This window comes from Curtobacterium sp. UNCCL17 (genome assembly GCF_000686685.1).
In the GTDB taxonomy this organism is placed as follows: Bacteria; Actinomycetota; Actinomycetes; order Actinomycetales; family Microbacteriaceae; genus Curtobacterium; species Curtobacterium flaccumfaciens.
The window spans coordinates 209,017-228,561 of the sequence record NZ_KK366002.1; the positions used below are offsets into that span (position 1 = coordinate 209,017).

Sequence of the window (19,545 nt, forward strand, 5' to 3'; positions counted from 1 at the left end):
CGGTGTGGACCGGTGAGGGCTCCTACAGCTTCTCGATCGGGGCGATCTTGATGAGGAGCTTCTTGCGGCCCGCGGAGTCGAACGCGATCTCGGCGATGCGCTTGGCTCCCTGGCCCGTCACCGCGGACACCGTGCCCTCGCCGAAGTCGACGTGCTTGATGCGGTCGCCGGCGACGAGTTCCATGTCGCCGTTGTCGCGCACCTGCCCGGACACCCGGTTCGCCCACTCGGTCTTCGGGCGGGTCTTGGACGCTGCCGCTGCGCGGTCGTACGAGCCGCCGCCCCAGCCACCACCACCGCGGTAGCCCCCGCCGCCGCCACCACCGCCGAAGCCGCCGTCGCGCTTGGCGTTCAGGGCGCGGGGCTGCGTGCCACCACGGCTGTTCGCCATGCCCGGGGACTGCTTCCACTCGATGAGCCCCTCGGGGATCTCCTGCAGGAAGCGCGAGGGCATCGCCACGTTCACGTCGCCGAACTGGGCACGGGTCATCGCGAGGGACAGGAACAGGACCTTCTTGGCGCGGGTGATGCCCACGTAGAACAGCCGGCGCTCTTCCGACGGCCCGCCGGGCTCGTTGGCGGACATCCGGTGCGGGAGCAGGTCTTCCTCGACGCCGGTCAGGAACACCGCGTCGTACTCCAGGCCCTTCGCGGTGTGCAGCGTCATGAGCGACACCGTGCCCGACGAGTCGTCGAGCTCGTCCGCCGCGGCGACCAGCGAGACCTCGGTCAGGAAGTCCGACAGCGTGCCCTCGGGGTTGTTCTTCTGGAACTCACGCGTCACGGCCACGAGCTCGTCGATGTTGTCGGCACGGGCGGCGTCCTGCGCGTCGGGCGACTTCCGCAGGTTGTCGAGCAGCCCGGAGCCGTCGAGCAGCTGCGTCAGGGTGTCGACCACCGGCTGCGTCGGGGCCTTCTCGGACACGGAGTCGAGCAGTGCCGCGAACTCGGTGATGGCGTTCCGCACCTTCGGCCCGAACCCGAGCTCACCCGCGTGCCGCAGGGCGTCGCGCATCGTGGTCTCGTGCTCGTCGGCGTAGCGCTGGAGCGTGGTCTCGGTGACTGAGCCGATACCGCGCTTGGGCACGTTGAGGATGCGGCGCAGGGCCATCGGGTCGGCCGGGTTGGCGACGGTGATCAGGTACGCCATGGCGTCCTTGATCTCGGCGCGCTCGTAGAACTTCGTGCCGCCGAGCACCCGGTACGGGATCGCCGCACGGATGAAGATCTCCTCCAGCGCACGGGTCTGCGAGTTGGTCCGGTAGAACACCGCCATGTCGCGGTAGTCCATGCCGTCTTCACGCAGGCGCTGGATCTCGTCGGCGACGAACTGCGCCTCGTCGTGGCCGGTGTACCCGGTGAAGCCGACGATCTTCTCGCCGGCACCGACGTCGGTGAACAGGCTCTTCGCCTGGCGGTCGAAGTTGTTCGCGATGACCGCGTTCGCCGCGTCGAGGATGTTCTGCGTCGAGCGGTAGTTCTGCTCGAGCAGGATCGTCTTGGAGTTCGGGAAGTCCCGCTCGAACTCGACGATGTTGCGGATGTCCGCCCCGCGGAACGCGTAGATCGACTGGTCGGAGTCGCCGACCACCGTCAGGGACGCGGGTGCGATCGACCCGTCGGTCTCCCGCATCCGGGCGACGTGCTGGCCGGAGTCCTCGAGCTTGTCGACCTGTTCGACCGGCACCGGGCGGGTGAGCTCACGGATCAGGGCGTACTGGGCGTGGTTCGTGTCCTGGTACTCGTCGACCAGGATGTACCGGAAGCGGCGCTGGTACAGGGCGGCGACGTCCGGGAAGGCCCGGAACAGGAACACCGTCTGGCCGATGAGGTCGTCGAAGTCGAACGCGTTCGCCCGGCGGAGTTCGTTCGTGTAGCGCCGGAACACCTCGGTGAACATGACCTCTTGCGGGTCGTTCACGTTGATGTTGCGCGCGTAGGTGTCGATGTCCTGCAGCTCGTTCTTGAGCTTCGAGATCTTCGACGCCGCGGCACCGACGGTCAGCCCGAGGGAGTCGGCCTCGAGCTCCTTGATGATCCGCTTCAGCAGCGCCTTGGAGTCGGCGGAGTCGTAGATCGTGAACGACTGCGGGAACCCGAACCGCTCGGCTTCGCGCCGCAGGATGCGCACGCACGCCGAGTGGAACGTGGAGATCCACATCCCCTCGGCCTCGCCACCGACCAGGGCCCGGACGCGCTCGCGCATCTCGGCCGCGGCCTTGTTCGTGAACGTGATCGCCAGGATCTGCGACGGCCAGGCTTCGCGGTTGGCGAGCAGCAGTGCGATGCGGCGGGTGAGCACGCTCGTCTTGCCGGAACCCGCACCGGCCACGATCAGCAGGGACTCGCCGCGGTACTCGACGGCTTCCTTCTGCTGGGGGTTCAGACCCGCGGTGAACGGGTCTTCGTACGCGCGGGCACCGGCGCCCGGTTCGGGCGTCGATTCGAAGGGGTCGAGCACGATCGTCATGTCCGGGACAGTCTAGGCGGGACCCCCGACAGCGGACCGGGCGAGCACCGCCAGGTCCGGGTGGTCGGCGAACACCCCGTCGAGTCCGGTGCGGATCACGGACGTGAACCACCGCTCCCAGTCGCCGAACGCCGCGACGTCGCCACCACGACGCAGCGGCGACGGCAGGAACCGGTTCTCCGGCCGGAGCGTCCACGTGTACACCGCGAGCCCGGCGGCGTGAGCGCGGTCGACGATCGCGCTGCGCACCGGCGTCGGGTCGTCGAGCGCGACGCTGTCGACGCCGGCCATCAGGGTGCCGAGGTCGACGCTGATGCCGTGGAACTCGGTCGCGAACGACGCGAGCGCGTCCTCGGAACGCTCGGCGGCGTAGGTGGGGGCGAGCGATCCGTGGGACGCGACCTCGTCCGCGGCGCTGCCACGGGCCTCCTGGAGGTACACGAGCCGACCACCGGTCCCCCGCTCGCGCAGGTCGCGCAGCACGCCCTTCTCGAAGCTCTCCACCGTGAGCCGCTCGTCCTGCCGCCACCCGGCCTCGCCGAGCGCGGCGTCGACGAGTCCACCCATCGGGAACCCGGCGCGGTCGAAGTACGCGGCGTGCTTGACCTCGGCGACGAGCCCGACCGGGCGGGGTGCGGCGTCGAGGATCGCGAGCAGGTCGACGAGCCGCAGGATCGGCTGCGCACCGTCGTGCTCGGCGGATCCCGGGCGCAGCACCGGCAGGCGCTCGCGGGTGCGGAGCGTCTGCAGCTCGGGCCACGTGAAGTCCTCGGTGAACCAGCCCGTCAGGGTCTGGCCGTCGACGGTCTTCGTCGTGCGCAGGTGCCGGAACTCGGGGTGGTCGGCGACGTCCGTGGTGCCCGAGACCTCGTTCTCGTGCCGGAGCACCAGGACGCCGTCCCTCGTGGGCACCAGGTCCGGTTCGATCGCGTCGGCACCGAGCTCGATCGCGAGCTCGTACGCGCTCCGCGAGTGCTCGGGGCGGTAGCCGGACGCACCACGGTGGGCGATCACGAGGGTCATGGCGCGACCCTACTTGCCGCGGGTGACCACCGGGGCGCCTGCGTCGCGGGACACACCCGGCGCTCCGGGGGCCGTCGTTCCCAGGGACGGCACCGAGCATCACCGCATGACCGTCCGTTCGCTCTCCACCGCCGTCGAGGCCCGGATCGACCGGGCCGCACGCCGTCTGCTCGACGCCGGGCACCAACCGCACCGGCCCGTCCGGGTGTTCGTCACCGAGTTCCTGGTGTTCGGCGCGAAGCAGGCCTGGGCGTGCGCGTTCGGGGCGCTGCTGCTCACGACCATGGCCGTGGTGCACCTGACCGTGCCGGCGGCGATGCGGAACGACGTCCTGACGATCGCGGCCGTGCTGCTGCAGGTCGGCATGCTCGTGTTCGGGCTCGAGACCGTGCGCGAACTCCGGGTCGTGCTGTTGTTCCACGTCGTCGGCACCGCGATGGAGGTGTTCAAGACCCACATGGGCTCGTGGACCTACGAACCCGGAGGGCTGTTCGTCCTCGCCGGGGTGCCGCTGTTCTCGGGGTTCATGTACGGCGCCGTCGGGTCGTACATGGTCCGGGTCTACCGACTGTTCGACCTGCGGTTCGACCGGTACCCGCGGCAGTGGCTGCTGGCGGTCGTGGCGGGCGGGATCTACCTGAACTTCTTCGGCCACCACTTCGTCGCCGACGCCCGGTACCTGCTGCTCGCGCTCGTGCTGCTGCTCTTCGCCCGCACGACCATGCACGTCCGGATGCACCGGGCGACGCTGCGGATGCCCGTGCTCGTCGCGATGGGACTCGTCGCGGTGTTCATCTGGGCGGCGGAGAACGTCGCGACCTGGGCCGGGGCGTGGAGCTACCCGGCGCAGCTCGCGGTGTGGCAGCCGGTGGCACCGGCGAAGATCGTGGCGTGGTTCCTGCTCATGACGATCTCGGTCGCGCTCGTCACCTGGCTCTACCCGGCGCTGCCGTCGAGACGGGTGGGCTCGACGGCGGACTCTCGACTTCCTCGGGGCGCGCGTGCAGCGGGCGACCCTAGGCTTCCCTCGTCGGGGCCCGCTGGGCCCGCGTCCGCTCGCCGCGAATCCTCAGCCTTCCGCGACCGAGCGCCCCTAGGCTGAGAGGACTCGAATCTCCTAGGAAGAGGACACCATGGCCTTCAAGCCCGGTTTCGACCAGTCCCCCGCCTTCAACGCACAGGGGGCAAACACCTGGGGCGGGCGCGGTGCTGGTCAGCAGCAGGCCGGCTGGGGACAGACCCCGCAGCAGGCCCAGGGCGGCATGACCCCCGAGCAGCTGCAGTACATGTACGACCGTCCGACTGCGTCCCCGGTGGACACCGACCGCATGTCGTACGAAGACACCATCGTCAAGACGCTGCTCGCGTTCGGCGTGCTCGTCGTCGGCGCGGTGGCCGGTTGGAACCTGCCGCCGGTCGTCTGGATCGTCGGCGCGCTCGTCGGGTTCGTCCTGGCGCTCGTCAACACCTTCAAGAAGAAGCCGTCGCCGGGTCTGATCCTGACGTACGCGTTCTTCGAGGGGCTGTTCGTCGGCGGTATCTCGAACTACTTCCAGACCGCGTTCCCCCAGGCCGACGGCATCGTCGCGCAGGCCGTGTTCGGCACGCTCGGTGTGTTCTTCGTCACCCTGCTCCTGTTCCGCTCGGGCAAGGTCCGCGCGACCCCGAAGGCCACGCGCTTCTTCCTGATCGCGATGGTCGGGTACATGGCGTTCTCGCTCGTGAACCTGGTCCTGATGTGGACCGGCGTGACCCAGAGCGCGTTCGGCCTGATGGGCGTGACGCTCTTCGGCATCCCGCTCGGGGTCCTCATCGGCGTGTTCGTCGTGCTGATGGCCGCGTACTCGCTGATCCTCGACTTCGACCAGATCAAGACCGGTGTCGAGCGCGGCGCACCCCGCATCTACGCCTGGACCGCGGCGTTCGGCCTCATCGTGACGCTCGTCTGGCTGTACCTCGAGATCCTGCGCATCCTCGCCATCATCGCGAGCAGCTCGCGCAACTAGCACCACCGCACACGCGAAGGGCCCCGGCGCTGCCGGGGCCCTTCGTCGTTCCCGGGCCGGTGGTCGGCGCCTGTGGGGGCGGGCGGGGCGGGGCGGGGCGGTGGCGGCCCGAGTGGCGGTCCCGGCGTCGGTCCCAGCGGTCACAACACCCCGCCGGTCGCCCGCCGAGTGGTCACGAAGTGTCGCCCGGGCAAGGGCCAGCCGACACTTCGTGACCACTCGGCACCGGGCCCGCGGGGTGTTGTGACCACGCGACGGCCCCCGGGAGCGCCCACGAACCGCGCCCGCGCCGCCCCGCACCGCCCGCCCCGCCGGCGGGAGCGCCGACGACCTCGACCCCGGCAGCGCCGCCCCCGGGACGCACGAAGGCCCGGCACGCGTGACGCGTACCGGGCCTTCCGTTGCTCAGGGGAGCCCTACTCCCACTCGATCGTCCCCGGCGGCTTCGACGTGACGTCGAGCACGACCCGGTTGACGTCGGGCACCTCGTTCGTGATGCGGTTCGAGATCTTCGCGAGGGTGTCGTACGGCAGACGCGTCCAGTCGGCGGTCATGGCGTCCTCGGACGAGACCGGACGGAGCACGATCGGGTGGCCGTAGGTCCGGCCGTCGCCCTGCACGCCCACGGAGCGGACGTCGGCGAGCAGCACGACCGGGCACTGCCAGATCTCCTGGTCGAGGCCGGCCGCGGTGAGCTCTTCGCGCGCGATCTTGTCAGCAGCGCGGAGCAGTTCGAGCCGCTCCTTCGTGACCTCGCCGACGATGCGGATGCCCAGGCCCGGGCCGGGGAACGGCTGGCGACCGACGATGACCTCGGGCAGCCCGAGCTCGCGGCCGACCGCACGGACCTCGTCCTTGAACAGGGTGCGCAGGGGCTCGACGAGCTCGAACGTCATGTCCTCGGGCAGGCCGCCGACGTTGTGGTGCGACTTGATGTTCGCGGTGCCCGCTCCGCCGCCGGACTCGACGACGTCGGGGTAGAGCGTGCCCTGCACGAGGAACTTGACCTCGGCATCAGAGTCGGAAGCCTGCGCCTCGAGCACGAGTGCCTCGGCCGCGCCCTCGAACGTGCGGATGAACTCGCGCCCGATGATCTTGCGCTTCTGCTCGGGGTCGCTCACGCCGGCGAGGGCATCGAGGAACTGCTGCTCGGCGTCGATCGTGATGAGCCGGACGCCGGTGGAGGCGACGTAGTCCTCTTCCACCTGCTTGCGCTCGTCGGCCCGGAGGAGTCCGTGGTCGACGAAGACGCAGGTGAGCTGGTCACCGACGGCCTTGTGCACCAGGGCTGCGGCGACGGCGGAGTCGACACCACCGGAGAGCCCGGCGATGACCCGTGCGGAGCCGACCTGCTCGCGGATGCGGGCGACCTGCTCCTCGATGACGTTGCTGGAGTTCCAGTCGCCGGGCAGGCCCGCGGCACGGTGCAGGAAGTTCTCGAGCACGGCCTGGCCGTACACGGAGTGCTTGACCTCGGGGTGCCACTGCACGCCGTAGAGCTTGCGCTCGTCGGACGCGAACGCCGCGACGGGCGTCGACGCGCTCGAGGCGAGCACCTCGAAGCCGGCAGGTGCCTTGGCCACGGAGTCGCCGTGCGACATCCACGTCACCTGGTCCGCCGGCTGGTCGCCGAGCAGGGTGCTGGTGCCGGGGGCGAGGGTCACGTCGGTGGCGCCGTACTCGCGCAGACCGGTGTTCGCGACCTCGCCACCGAGAGCGGTTGCCATGGCCTGGAAGCCGTAGCAGATGCCGAGCACGGGGACGCCGAGGTCGAGGATGTCACCGTCGAGGGACGGCGCGCCTTCTTCGTACACGGACGACGGACCACCGGACAGCACGATGGCCGCCGGGTCCTTGGCGCGGATCTCGTCCGCGGTGATGGAGTGCGGCACGATCTCGCTGTAGACGTTCGCTTCACGGACCCGACGCGCGATGAGCTGCGCGTACTGGGCCCCGAAGTCGACGACGAGGACGGGACGCTGTTCGGTCTCGCTCACCGAGCGGCCTCCTTCTCACGCTGCTGGGCAGCGATCAGCTCGTGGTAGGTGTCCATGGCCTGCTGCTGCATGCGGTGTTCGACCACGAAGGACATGAACGGGATGATGCCCCCGAGGGCGATGAGCAGGAAGCGCGACGGCCTCCAGCGCATGATGCTCCACAGACGGAAGTCCGTGAAGAGGTAGAGCACGTACAGCCAGCCGTGGGCGATGAGGATCGCGATCGACAGGTTGAACGTGCCCGGGGTCTCGCCCGCCGTGCCGTTGGGCACGAAGAACGGACCGTTGCCGAGCTGCATCTCGAGCTGCAGCGGCGTGTACTTGATGATGACCTCGACCACCAGGGCGAGCAGCAGTACACCGGTGATGTACGCCGAGACGCGGTACCACTTCACCGCCCCCGGGATCTTGGGGATGTCACGGGTTCGGACGGTCAGGGCCATGCCGGCAATCCTACCGTCGGAGCGCGTCGGCTTCGGTGGCGAGCGCTGCCTCGCGCTCCTCTTCCTGCTCGCGCTCCCAGGCGTCCTTCACGAACCGGTACCAGAGGAACACGGCGAAGCCGGCGAAGACGACCCACTCGATCGCGTAGAACAGGTTGAGCCAGTCGAACTGGACCTCGCGCGACGGTGCACGGTCGGCGATGGTGCCGAGGTCGGCGGCCTTCGCGGTGGTGCCGTCGGCGACGACGTACCCGAGGTACATGCGGTCGTCGAAGGCCTGCCACGTGTTCACGAACCGGGCGGGGGCGACCGCGGAGTACTCGCCCTTCTTGTAGGCGTCCTGGTCGGGCGACTCGGCCGGGTAGTAGCGACCCTGGATCGTGAGCGTCTGCCCGTCCGCCAGGCGCTCGCCCCCGGCGACGGCGGCCCCGCGCTGGTCGGACCAGCCGATGACGACCGGGAGGCTCGCCCCACCGTCCGAGTCCACCAGGTGTCCGACGGTCTGGTACTTCCCACCCCCGGTGCGGCCGGTCAGGACGGTGGTGTCGTCGGCGACGAAGGTCCCGGTGACGGTGACCTTCTGCCCGGCGAGACTCTCGCTGACGGGGCGCTCGGGGGTGGTGACCGCCTCGAGGGTGCGGCGGGTCTCGGTGGTCGCCGGCAGGGGCTTGCCGTTGGCGATCGACCGCTCCAGCTGCCACTTGCCCAGCCCGGCGAACACCGCCGCCAGCACGAGCGCCAGCAACAGCAGCGCGATCCACCTCGGTCGTCGGGCAACGGCCCACATCTGTATCAGTACTCCGGATCGCGCTGTCGGACCGGGCGCTCGGGGCGCTCGGCGGGGATCTCGACCGGCGACGTCACGGGGGCGGACGTCGGCTCGGACCCCTCATTGTCTCGCTCGTCCCTGCCAGCAGCCTCGACGAGCGCGAACTCCTCGGCGAACTGGCGGTCCCGCTCGGCCTTCCGCGCCGCGGCGGTGGCGTCCGCCTCAGCCTCGGCCGCTTCGGCGCTCTCGGCGGCGGCTGCCGCGGCGACGGCACGTCGGCCTCCCAGGCGTCCGCGCAGGCGGATGAGCCGGCCCGGGCGCACCACGAGGCGGCCGATCCGGTCCGAGTTCACCGCGAGCAGCGGCCCGAGGACGGCCATGCAGAGGACGTAGAGGCCCGCGAAGGCGGTGATCCGCGCCTCCAGCCCGGCGGCAGCCGACAGCGTCGCGAGGATCAGTGCGAACTCGCCACGGTTCACCAGGATGACGGCGGTGTTGATGCCCTGCTGGACGTTGAAGCCGTTCATCCGCGCGACGATCTGGCCGGCGACCGCGTTGAGCACGACCGTCATGCCGATCGCGCCGAGGACGGGCCAGAGCACCTCGCCGAAGGTCGACAGGTCGAGGCCGAGCCCGAAGTTGACGAAGAAGAACGCGGCGAAGACGTCGCGCATCGGCAGGGCGAGCTGTTCGATGCGGTCGCGGTACCGGGTCGCTCCGCAGAGCAGGCCGATGACGAAGGCACCGATGGCGTCGGTCACACCGAGCAGGTCTCCGATGCCGCCGAACATGACCGCGAGTCCGAAGAACAGCACCGTGAACAGTTCGTCGTCACGGGTGGCGAAGATCTTCGAGACCCACTTGCCCGCGAAGCGCGCGAGCGTGAACATCACGATGAGGAACCCGAACGCGAGTGCGAGCTTGCCGACGACGGCCCAGACGTTGGTGTCGCCGGACAGCACGACGGAGACGATCGCCAGGTAGACGGCGATGAAGACGTCCTCGATCACGGTGACGCCGAGGATCATCGGGGTCTCGTCGTTCGCCAGGCGCCGGAGCTCGATGAGGAGCTTCGTCACGATGGCGCTCGAGGACGTCGCCGTCATGCCCGCGATGATCAGGGCTTCACGGGTACCCCACCCGAGCGAGAACCCGAAGGCGAACCCGACGCCCATGTTGATGACGACGTAGGTGCCGCCCGACACCAGGAGCTTGCCGGCGTTGCCGTAGAACTCCTCTTGGTCGAACTCGAGCCCGAGGTTGAACAGCAGCAGGATGAGCCCGAACGTCGCGATGAGCTCGATCGTGTGGGACTCGACGCTCAGCCCGAACCACGGCGTGTTCGGACTCGCGACGAGCCCGACCACCATGTAGATCGGGATGGCCGGCAGACCGATGGTCTTGCCGAGCCGGCCCAGCACGTAGGCGATGACGAAGAGCACACCGATGGTGAGCAGCTCACCACCCAGGTGCATGCGCTAGCTCTTCCGCGGGGCCTCGGCCGAGGCGGCCGCAAGCTCTCCGCTGCGGTAGAAGGAGAACGCCTTGGCGACCTTCTCGGGGGAACCGGCGACGACGATCGTGTCTCCGGGGAAGACGACGAAGTCCGACGAGGGCGCCGGGTTGGCGCTGTCGCCACGGACCACGGCGACGACGGTCAGGCCGATGAAGCCCGAGTCGTGCAGGTCGCCGAGGGGCTTGCCGGCGATGGCGTCGTCGTAGTCGACGGAGAACCAGTCGATGGACAGCCCCGGGATCTCGTCGAGCTTGTCGAGACCCTCGGTGATCCGGGTGCCGCCGAGCAGTTCGGCGAGCGTGTGCGCTTCGTCCTCGCTGAGACGCAGCGAGACCTTCTCGGACTTGTCCGCGCCGTCGGAGACATCGGCGAACGAGATGAGGTCGGAGTGCCCCGACCGGTGCGTGATGACACCGCACTTGCCACCGTCGTCGGTGTAGAAGCTGTGCAGCACGCCGACTCCGGGGAGTTTGACGCGATGGACGTCGACCATGATGGCTCCCTCTTCGAGTACCCCCATGCTAACCACCCGGTGGTCCCGCGCATTCCGCTCACTAGAGTTCTGTGGATGGGGAGAACACGGATCGTCGTCGCCGTCGTCGGGGTGCTGGTCGTCGCGCTGTACGCAGCGCTGCTGGCGGTGGACGCACTGGTGCTGGACCCGCTCGCCGCGGTCCCCGGTGCGACCCTGGCCGAGATCCACGCCGAGCTCTCGGAGCAGGGCTTCCCGGTCGGGGCGGACGTCGCGACCGTCGTCGGGATCGCCGTCGTCGGTGTCCTGTTCGCCGCGGGGCTGTCGGTGCTGCTGCTCATCACCCGGGCAGCGGCGCACGTCATCGCGGCGGTGCTGCTCGCCGTCGTGGTGATGGGGACGCCGATGTCGTTCGTGGCGGCGATCGCCCTCGGCATGGACGTCGCGGACGCCTACGGGGTCGGCGGCGGTGACCACACGATCTGGTCGGGCGTGCTGTACGTGACGAGCCTCGTCGCGCTCATCGCGATCCCGGTGGTGCTCGTGGTGGGCCAGTCGGTGCACGTGCGCCGCGCTGCCCTGCGGGCGCGCGCCGTCTGACGGACGCACCACGGGCCTCCAGTCCGGTCTTCCGTCCTTCCGGTCTGGAGGCGCGGGTGGACTCCGCAAGACGCCGTCGTCTTGTCCAGACGCCTCGTCGGCACCGAGACGCCGCCGGATCCGGCGGCGTCTCGACGACCAGACGGCGTCAACACGACACGACGGCGTCTTGTCCGACCCGCAGACGCCGGCTTTCCGGTGACACGACGGCGTCTGCTGGCCTCGCTACTCCGGCTCGCTCGTCTTCTCGCCGACGACCTGCTCGTCGGACGCCTTCGCGCCCTCGGCGCCCTCCGAGCGACCGCCGCCCACGACCACGTCGTCCTCGTCGAAGCCGAACGCGATGTCGGGGGCCTCGAGCCGCACGCGGTCCGCGCTCTCGTCGTCGGGCTGCAGCTGCGACTCCCGTTCGGCGGCGACGCGCTTCAGGTAGTTCGCGACCTCGTGCTCGGTCGTCTCCTGGTCCCAGCCGAGCACGTCCGCCATGAGCTTCGCGGCGACGGGCGCTGCTGACTCACCGCGGTCCCAGGCTTCGATGGAGATGCGGGTACGACGGGCGAGGACGTCCTCCAGGTGCAGGGCACCCTCGTGCGAGGCGGCGTAGACGACCTCGGCGCCGATGTAGTCGTCGGCCCCCGGCAGCGGCTCGGCGAGTGCCGGGTCCTGCTCGACGAGCTGCAGCACCTCGGTCGCGAGGGTGCCGTACCGGTTGAGCAGGTGCTCGATGCGGACCTTGTGCACGTTGAAGCTCCGTGCGGTGCGGGCGCGTCGGTTCCACGCGGCGGGGTACCCCTCGGCACCGAGGAGCGGGATGTCCTCGGTCGTCGACTCCGGGATCCTGCCGTCCATGGCCGCGACGGCCTCGTCGATGGCGTCCTTGCCCATCACCCGGTACGTCGTCCACTTGCCGCCGGCGACCACGACGAGGCCCGGGACGGTGTGCGCGACGACGTGCTCCCGGCTGAGCTGCGAGGTCTGGTCGGACTCCCCCGCCAGGAGCGGGCGGAGTCCGGCGTAGACGCCCTCGACGTCCTCGCGGGTCAGCGGGACGGCGAGCACCTTGTTGACGTGCTCGAGGATGTAGTCGATGTCCGCCGCGGTCGCTGCCGGGTGCGCCTTGTCGAGGTACCAGTCGGTGTCGGTCGTGCCGACGAGCCAGTGCCGGCCCCACGGGATGACGAAGAGCACGCTCTTCTCGGTGCGCAGGATCATGCCCGTGTTCGACTGGAACCGGTCCCGGGGGATCACGAGGTGGACGCCCTTCGACGCCCGCACCTTGAACTGGCCACGGGTGCCGATCATCGCCTGGGTGTCGTCGGTCCAGACACCGGTGGCGTTGACGACCTGCTTCGCGCGGATCTCGAACCGTTCGCCGGTCTGGATGTCGTGGGCCTGCGCACCGACCACGCGCTCTCCGACCTTGATGAACCCCTCGATGCGGACGCGACTCGCTGCCTCGGCGCCGTACGAGGCCGCGGTGCGCACGAGCGACGCGACGTAGCGGGCGTCGTCGACCTGGGCGTCGTAGTACGTCATGCCGCCGACGAAGGCGTCCTTCTTGAGCCCGGGCATGTTCCTGAGCACCTGCTTCCGGCTCAGGTGCCGGTGGTGCGGGACGCCGGGCGGACGGCCGCCGGACCAGCTGAACACGTCGTACATCGCCATGCCGATGCCGATGTAGAAGCGCTCCCACACCCGGTGGTTGAGCGGGTAGAGGAAGCGCACGGGCTTCACCAGGTGCGGGGCGATGCGCTGGAGCAGCAGGCCGCGTTCGATGAGGGCCTCGCGGACGAGCGCGAAGTTGAGCTGCTCGAGGTAGCGGATGCCGCCGTGCACGAGCTTGGACGAGCGGCTCGACGTCCCCGAGCCCCAGTCGCGGGCCTCGACGATGCCGACGCTCAGGCCGCGGGTCACCGCGTCGAGCGCACTGCCCGCACCGACGATCCCGCCGCCGACGACCAGGACGTCGAGCTCCTTGGTCTTCAGCGTCTCGATCGCGGCCGCACGTTCGTCCGGGCCGAGCTTCGCCGCGGGGTCGAACCCCACGCCGGGCGCGACGTCACGCGGACGTCCGGCCGTGCTGGTCTGCTTCGTCGTGCTGGACTTGGCCATCGTCGCCTCCGGGTCACGGTCGGCGCCGTGGCGTCACCCGGGGTCGTGCCCGGGTGCCACCGTCACTGGTGGTACGGCGCCACGACCACTTCTACTCGCTGGAACTCCTTGGCGTCGGAGTATCCGGTCGTCGCCATCGAGCGGCGCAGGGCACCGACGAGGTTCGCGCGGCCGTCGTGGGTCGGCGTCGGGCCGTTCAGGACGTTCTCGAGCGGGGCGATCGTGCCCACCTCGACCCGGCGGCCGCGGGGCAGCTCGGGGTGGTGCGCCTCGGCACCCCAGTGGTAGCCACCACCCGGAGCCTCGGTCGCACGGGCCAGTGCGGTGCCGAGCATGACGGCGTCGGCGCCCACGGCGATGGCCTTGACGATGTCGCCCGCGGTGTCGAGCCCGCCGTCGGCGATGACGTGCACGTAGCGGCCGCCCGACTCGTCGAGGTAGTCACGACGGGCCCCGGCGACGTCCGCGACGGCAGTGGCCATCGGGGCGTGGATGCCGAGCGCGGCGCGGGTGGTCGACGCAGCGCCGCCACCGAAGCCGACGAGCACGCCAGCGGCACCGGTGCGCATGAGGTGCAGCGCCGACGTGTAGGTCGAGGCACCGCCCACGATCACCGGGACGTCGAGCTCGTAGATGAACTTCTTGAGGTTGAGGGGTTCCTCGGTCTGGGAGACGTGCTCGGCCGAGACCGTGGTGCCGCGGATGACGAACAGGTCGACACCGGCGTCGACGACCGTCTTCGAGAACTCCTGGGTGCGCTGCGGGCTGAGCGAACCGGCGACCGGCACCCCGGCTGCGCGGATCTCGGCCAGGCGTGCGGTGATCAGCTCGGCCTTGATCGGCTCGGAGTAGATCTCCTGCATGCGCTTCGTGACGTTGCCGTCGGTGAGCGACTTGATCTCGTCGTAGTACGGGGTCGGGTCCTCGTAGCGGGTCCACAGGCCCTCGAGGTCGAGCACACCGAGGATGCCGAGCTTGCCCATCTGGATGACCGTCGCCGGCGAGGACACGGAGTCCATCGGCGCCGACAGGATCGGCGACGCGAACGTGAACGCGTCGATCGACCACTGCACGCTGACGTCGCGCGGGTCACGCGTCCGCCTGGAGGGGACCACTGCGATGTCGTCGAACGCGTACGCCCGACGTCCGCGCTTGCCTGCACCGATCTCGACTTCGCTCACTCGGACAGCCTACCGGGCGGGCTCTGCGGCGTGCACGGGCCGGACGGTGCGGGCGCCGGGCGCCCTCGCACCGTGCGAGGGCTGCCGCGTACGGTGCGAGGTTCCGTGTTCGGTGCGAGGTCGCGAGGGTCGCACGACGTGCGGAACCTCGCACCACGCAGCCGTCACCCCGCAGCCGACGGCGCGGAGCCGTCAGCGCGGGGCCGTCAGCGCGGAGCCGTCAGCGCGGAGCCGTCAGCGCGGAGCCGTCAGCGCGGGCGGCGCGGCGCCCGCCGGCGCTTCCGGAGCGCCCGCAGCACGAAGCCGAGCAGGAGCGCGAGCACCACGAGGACGACGAGCAGCACGGCCGCGACCTTGACGAGCAACGCCGCCCCGACGAAGAGCGCGATGAACACGAGCCAGACGAGGGCGTCGAGCACGAGGGGTCCGGAGGTGCGCACCCGCGGAACGATACCGACCTGCGCGGGGCGAGCCGCGCCTCCGGGCCGGATACGACGGGCGACGCCGTCGTCAACGGAAGACGCCGTCGTCCGCGCAGGACACCGCCACGCCCACGAGACACCGCCGAATTTCGAGGCGTCTCGACGGGACCGCGGCGTCAACGGAACACGACGGCGTCATGCGACCACAGTCATGCGACGCGGGGCGAGCCGTGCCTCCCGGGCCGGGTACAGGAGCGGGGCCGTGCGGCGCGAAGCGACCACGCACGGCCCCACCCGTCACGGATACCACCCCCACAGCGGTACCCGTAGTCGACGACAGCGCTAGCGCTGTGCGTCGACGTCCTTGGCGAGCGTCCCCAGGTAGAGCTCGATGACCTTGGGGTCGTCAGCGAGTTCCTTCCCGGTGCCCGAGTACGCGTTCTTCCCCTGGTCGAGCACGTACCCACGATCGCAGATCTGCAGACAGCGTCGCGCGTTCTGCTCCACCATGATGATCGACACACCGGCCTTGTTGATCCGGCGGGTCCGCAGGAACGTCTCGTCCTGGCGCACGGGGGACAGTCCGGCGCTCGGCTCGTCGAGCAGCAGCACCTTCGGGTCCATCATCAGCGCACGGGCCATCGCGACCGACTGCCGCTCACCACCCGAGAGCGATCCGGCCCGCTGGTTGCGCCGCTGGGCGAGGACCGGGAACAGGTCGTAGATGACCTCGAGCCGTTCGGCGAACTTCCGGGGCCGCAGGTACAGCCCCATCTGCAGGTTCTCCTCGATCGACAGCGAGGGGAACACGTTGTTCGTCTGCGGCACGAAGCCGACACCGGCCTGCACGAGCTTGTTCGCCTTGAGGTTCGTGATGTCGTCCCCCTGCAGGGTCACCGAACCCTCGCGGATGGACACCAGCCCGAACAGCGCCTTGAGGAGCGTCGACTTGCCCGCACCGTTCGGCCCGATGATGCCGATGAGCTCGCCCGGGTAGCAGTCCAGGTCGCAGCCGTTCAGGATGTTCACGCCCGGCAGGTAGCCGGCGACGAGGTTCTTCGCGCTGAGCACCGGCTCGCGTTCCAGCGTGGCCGCCGGGGACGGACTGGAGGCACTGCTCGCGTTCGTGGGGTCCGTTGCGTCCGTCATCGGGTCGTCTCCTCTGCTGCGTCCTCTTCGGCGACTTCCTCCGCCAGTTCCTCGAAGGTCTCCTCGGTGAGGAGCGAGTCGTCACCCAGGTCGGTGTCGTGGTGCGCACCGAGGTAGGCGTCGATCACGGCCTGGTCGTCCATCACCGTGTCCGCCGGGCCCTCGGCGACGACCTTGCCCTCGGCCATCACGACCACCCAGTCCGAGATGTGCCGGACCATGTGCATGTCGTGCTCGACGAAGAGCACGGTCATGCCGTCGTCGCGCAGGGACTGGATGTGCCCGAGGAGCGACTGGGTGAGCGCGGGGTTCACACCGGCCATCGGCTCGTCGAGCATGATCATCGTCGGGTCGGACATCAGCGCCCGGGCCATCTCGAGCAGCTTGCGCTGGCCGCCGGACAGCGAACCGGCGTAGTCGTCCGCCTTCGTGTCGAGCTTGAACCGGGCGAGGAGGTCCTCGGCCTTGGCCGTGATCTCGCGCTCCCGCTTCGCCCACACCGGCTTGACCAGGGCGGCGAAGAAGTTCTCGCCGGGCTGGTCGCGGGCACCGAGCAGCATGTTCTGCATCACGGTGAGCCGGGACAGCGCCTTGGTCAGCTGGAAGGTGCGGACCATGCCCTTGTTCGCGATGTGCGTCGCGCTCGTCTTCTGCAGCGTGGCGCCGTTGAACTGGGTCTTCGCACCCGGGCTCGGCTTGTCGAACCCGGTGAGCAGGTTGAAGAACGTGGTCTTGCCGGCGCCGTTCGGGCCGATCAGGGCCGTGATGGAACCGCGCTGGACCTCGAGGTGGTCGACGTCCACGGCGGTCATGCCCCCGAAGCGGCGGGTGACGTCGTCGACGGTGAGGATCGGGTCGGCCTTGGGGTGGCCGTAGGTCTCAGACACTGAACGTCAGCTCCTTCTTGTTGCCGAGCAACCCCTGTGGACGGAACACGATGAGCAGCATGAGCGCGACGCCGACGAGCACGTACGAGAACTGCTCGGCCTGCTGCGCGTTCATGATCGAGTCGGGGATGAAGTCGCCGGCCAGCGTGCGGATGAAGAGCCGGACGACGAAGAAGAGCACGGCTCCGAGCACCGGTCCGAACACCGTCGCCGCACCACCGAGGATGAGCGCCGTCCAGATGAAGAACGTCATCGATCGGCCCATGGCGTCCGGTTGCACCGAACTCGGCAGCACGTAGATGATGCCCGCGATCGCACCGAGCGCCCCACCGAACACGAGCGCCTGCATCTTGTACGAGTAGACGTTCTTGCCGAGCGAGCGGACGGCGTCCTCGTCCTCGCGGATGGCCTTCACCACGCGGCCCCACGGGCTGCGCATGAGCAGGAAGAGCACCAGGGTGAACAGGGCGACCATGGCCCACGCCGCGATGCGGATCCACCAGCCGTTGACGCCGTTGTTCGCGTACGTGAACCACAGGATCGTGGTGGTTCCGTCGGGCAGCGGGCTGAGGGCGGTGAACGGGTCGCGGTAGCTCGACCCGGTGATGCCGTTCGAGCCGCCCGTGGTCGAGGTGAGCAGGCTCGAGCGGCCCACCATGCGGATGATCTCGGCGCCGGAGATCGTGACGATCGCCAGGTAGTCGCCGCGCAACCGCAGGGTGGGGATGCCGAGGATGATCGCGAACACGATCGCGACGAGCAGGGCGATGAGGACCGCCATCACGAACGGCAGCCCGTTCGTGATCGAGATCGCGAAGCCGTAGGCGCCGAGCAGCAGGAACGCCGCCTGGCCCATGTTCACGAGGCCGGTGAGCCCGAAGTGCACGTTCAGGCCGATCGCGGCCAGGGCGAACGCGGCCGTCGTCGGGGCGAGTGCCTCCTGGGTGAGCGAGGACAGCAGGTTGAGGATGTAGTCCATGCGCGTGCTCCCTTAGCCGATCCGCTCGGCGCGGCCGAAGATGCCCTGCGGCCGGAACAGCAGGATGAGGATGAGGATGACGAGGGCGGTGGCGTACTTGAAGTCACCGGGGAGCACCAGGTTCGTGAGCTCCACGACGACGCCGATGATCATCGAGCCGACCAGGGCGCCGTACGCCGTGCCGAGGCCACCGAGCGTGACCGAGGCGAACATGAGCAGGAGCAGCTGGAGCCCGGTCTGCCAGTTCACGCCGTTCAGGACGAGTCCGAGCATCACGCCGGAGAGCCCCGCGAGGCCGGCGGCGAGCGTCCACACGAAGCGGATCACCCGGTCGACGTCGATGCCGGAGGCCGCGGCGAGCGCCGGGTTGTCCGACACGGCGCGGGTCGCCCGGCCGAAGCGCGTCTTCGCCAGGAAGAGCCCGGTCGCCACGAGGACCACGAGGGCGATGCCCATGGCGACGTAGGACTGCACCGTCAGGGTGACGCCGGCGAACCGCACGGTCTCCGGGTTGCCCTGCTGGATCCGGACCGTCGAGGCTCCGAAGAAGTACTGGAACGCGTACTGGGCGGCGATCGACAGACCGATCGTCACGATCATGAGCTGCGTCAGGCTGATGCGCCGTCGCCGGAGTGGCCGCCAGATCGCGGCGTCCTGCAGGTACCCGGTCGCGGCGCACAACAGCGTGACGACGATGCCGGTGACCCAGATGTTCCAGCCGAGCTGGTTGGCGAACACGTAAGCCAGCAGACCGCCGAGGGTGACCTGCTCACCGTGCGAGAAGCTCGACAGCCCCGTCGTGCCGTAGATGAGCGAGAGCCCGATGGACGCCAGGGCGATGAGGAGCCCGAGCCGGAGCCCGGAGGCGAACTGCTGCCAGGCCCGCTGGATGCTCACACCCGACGAGTCCGTCGAGGTCGTGGCGCCCTTCTGGTCGGACAGCTGGAAGATCTGCCCGACGTTGGCGTTCAGGGTGGCCTGCACCTTGCGCTCGGCGTCGGCGGCGTTCGTCAGGTACTGGCCCTTCGGCAGGGTGCCCTGGTCGACGCTCACCGTGTACTCGCCGGCCGTGTCGACGCTGACCGACCAGCGGCCGTCGCCGTTGGTCGTGGCCGTCTGGTCGAAGCCGCTCGGGCCGGTCACGTCGACGTCGACGCCCTCGGCCGGTTCACGCTCGGAGTCGGTGATGGTGCCCTGGATGCACCCGTTGTCGGGGCTGACGGTGCACGCCTGGCTGGTGGCCGGTGCCGAGGTGGCACTGAAGGCCGGCAGGGTGACCGCCCAGTCGATCAGGAAGGTCGCCAGGAACGCGGCGACGAGCACGGCCGCCAGGACCGGTCGTCGTCGTGCGTGGCGGAGGCGGAACAGGCGCGGCTGCGCCCGTCCCGGAGGAGTGATGGATCCCACGGAAGAGCCTCTCGTTCGGATGACGAGGAACCTATGGGGATTTTGTGACACCCGTGTTTCCAACACGTTCCCTGTGTGATTCGTACCCGAACTGTGACGTTGTGGAGGAATG

At 69.5% G+C, this 19,545-nt stretch carries 17 protein-coding genes; 3 read left to right on the plus strand and 14 right to left on the minus strand.

Going from position 1 to position 19,545, the window contains the following annotated elements:
* Positions 1-22 precede the first annotated feature (22 nt).
* Positions 23-2,470, minus strand: coding sequence for an ATP-dependent helicase (locus BR70_RS0114770; protein WP_027466686.1), 2,448 nt, complete (start codon positions 2,468-2,470; stop codon positions 23-25).
* A 12-nt stretch (positions 2,471-2,482) separates the two neighbouring features.
* Positions 2,483-3,493, minus strand: coding sequence for a glycerophosphodiester phosphodiesterase family protein (locus tag BR70_RS0114775; RefSeq protein ID WP_027466687.1), 1,011 nt, complete (start codon positions 3,491-3,493; stop codon positions 2,483-2,485).
* A 106-nt stretch (positions 3,494-3,599) separates the two neighbouring features.
* Between BR70_RS0114775 and BR70_RS0114780 the strand changes: the two genes are divergently transcribed.
* Together BR70_RS0114780 and BR70_RS0114785 are read left to right on the plus strand one after the other, a co-directional pair.
* A complete protein-coding gene (locus BR70_RS0114780) occupies positions 3,600-4,595 on the plus strand; it encodes a DUF817 domain-containing protein (protein ID WP_027466688.1) in 996 nt (331 codons plus the stop codon).
* A 31-nt stretch (positions 4,596-4,626) separates the two neighbouring features.
* Positions 4,627-5,499 (plus strand): Bax inhibitor-1/YccA family protein, encoded by an 873-nt coding sequence (locus BR70_RS0114785; protein ID WP_027466689.1) that lies wholly within the window; start codon positions 4,627-4,629, stop codon positions 5,497-5,499.
* Between the two features lie 416 nt (positions 5,500-5,915).
* Here the strand turns inward: BR70_RS0114785 and guaA are convergent, their stop codons facing one another.
* The 5 genes from guaA to BR70_RS0114810 are packed head-to-tail and all read right to left on the minus strand — an operon-like array spanning position 5,916 to position 10,717.
* Entirely contained in the window at positions 5,916-7,496 is a 1,581-nt protein-coding gene (guaA, locus tag BR70_RS0114790) for a glutamine-hydrolyzing GMP synthase (protein ID WP_027466690.1), read from the minus strand.
* Positions 7,493-7,939, minus strand: a complete 447-nt coding sequence (locus BR70_RS0114795; RefSeq protein ID WP_027466691.1) for a DUF3817 domain-containing protein — start codon at positions 7,937-7,939, stop codon at positions 7,493-7,495. The genes guaA and BR70_RS0114795 overlap by 4 nt, the downstream gene beginning before the upstream one ends.
* 10 nt (positions 7,940-7,949) lie before the next feature.
* Positions 7,950-8,726, minus strand: coding sequence for an SURF1 family cytochrome oxidase biogenesis protein (locus tag BR70_RS21205; protein ID WP_051596989.1), 777 nt, complete (start codon positions 8,724-8,726; stop codon positions 7,950-7,952).
* A gap of 5 nt (positions 8,727-8,731) precedes the next feature.
* On the minus strand, positions 8,732-10,183 hold the full coding sequence (locus BR70_RS0114805) for a cation:proton antiporter (protein WP_027466692.1): 1,452 nt from the start codon (positions 10,181-10,183) through the stop codon (positions 8,732-8,734).
* Positions 10,184-10,186: 3 nt separating this feature from the next.
* A complete protein-coding gene (locus BR70_RS0114810) occupies positions 10,187-10,717 on the minus strand; it encodes a cation:proton antiporter regulatory subunit (RefSeq protein WP_017885470.1) in 531 nt (176 codons plus the stop codon).
* A gap of 75 nt (positions 10,718-10,792) precedes the next feature.
* On the opposite strand from BR70_RS0114810, the gene BR70_RS0114815 reads away from it, so the two are divergent.
* The gene (locus BR70_RS0114815; RefSeq protein WP_027466693.1) at positions 10,793-11,296 is read left to right on the plus strand and encodes a hypothetical protein; all 504 of its coding nucleotides are present in this window, start codon (positions 10,793-10,795) and stop codon (positions 11,294-11,296) included.
* A 225-nt stretch (positions 11,297-11,521) separates the two neighbouring features.
* Here the strand turns inward: BR70_RS0114815 and BR70_RS21210 are convergent, their stop codons facing one another.
* The 7 genes from BR70_RS21210 to BR70_RS0114850 all read right to left on the minus strand — a co-directional run bounded on the left by BR70_RS21210 (position 11,522) and on the right by BR70_RS0114850 (position 19,433).
* A complete protein-coding gene (locus tag BR70_RS21210) occupies positions 11,522-13,408 on the minus strand; it encodes a glycerol-3-phosphate dehydrogenase/oxidase (protein ID WP_051596990.1) in 1,887 nt (628 codons plus the stop codon).
* A 62-nt stretch (positions 13,409-13,470) separates the two neighbouring features.
* Complete coding sequence (locus tag BR70_RS0114825; RefSeq protein ID WP_027466694.1) at positions 13,471-14,589, minus strand: GuaB3 family IMP dehydrogenase-related protein; 1,119 nt, start codon at positions 14,587-14,589, stop codon at positions 13,471-13,473.
* 248 nt (positions 14,590-14,837) lie between these two features.
* Entirely contained in the window at positions 14,838-15,029 is a 192-nt protein-coding gene (locus BR70_RS0114830; protein ID WP_027466695.1) for a hypothetical protein, read from the minus strand.
* A gap of 324 nt (positions 15,030-15,353) precedes the next feature.
* Complete coding sequence (locus BR70_RS0114835) at positions 15,354-16,160, minus strand: ABC transporter ATP-binding protein (RefSeq protein ID WP_027466696.1); 807 nt, start codon at positions 16,158-16,160, stop codon at positions 15,354-15,356.
* The gene (locus BR70_RS0114840) at positions 16,157-17,047 is read right to left on the minus strand and encodes an ABC transporter ATP-binding protein (protein WP_027466697.1); all 891 of its coding nucleotides are present in this window, start codon (positions 17,045-17,047) and stop codon (positions 16,157-16,159) included. The genes BR70_RS0114835 and BR70_RS0114840 overlap by 4 nt, the downstream gene beginning before the upstream one ends.
* Positions 17,040-18,026, minus strand: a complete 987-nt coding sequence (locus BR70_RS0114845; protein ID WP_027466698.1) for a branched-chain amino acid ABC transporter permease — start codon at positions 18,024-18,026, stop codon at positions 17,040-17,042. The genes BR70_RS0114840 and BR70_RS0114845 overlap by 8 nt, the downstream gene beginning before the upstream one ends.
* 12 nt (positions 18,027-18,038) lie before the next feature.
* The gene (locus BR70_RS0114850; RefSeq protein WP_231495713.1) at positions 18,039-19,433 is read right to left on the minus strand and encodes a branched-chain amino acid ABC transporter permease; all 1,395 of its coding nucleotides are present in this window, start codon (positions 19,431-19,433) and stop codon (positions 18,039-18,041) included.
* Between the last annotated feature and the right edge of the window lie 112 nt (positions 19,434-19,545).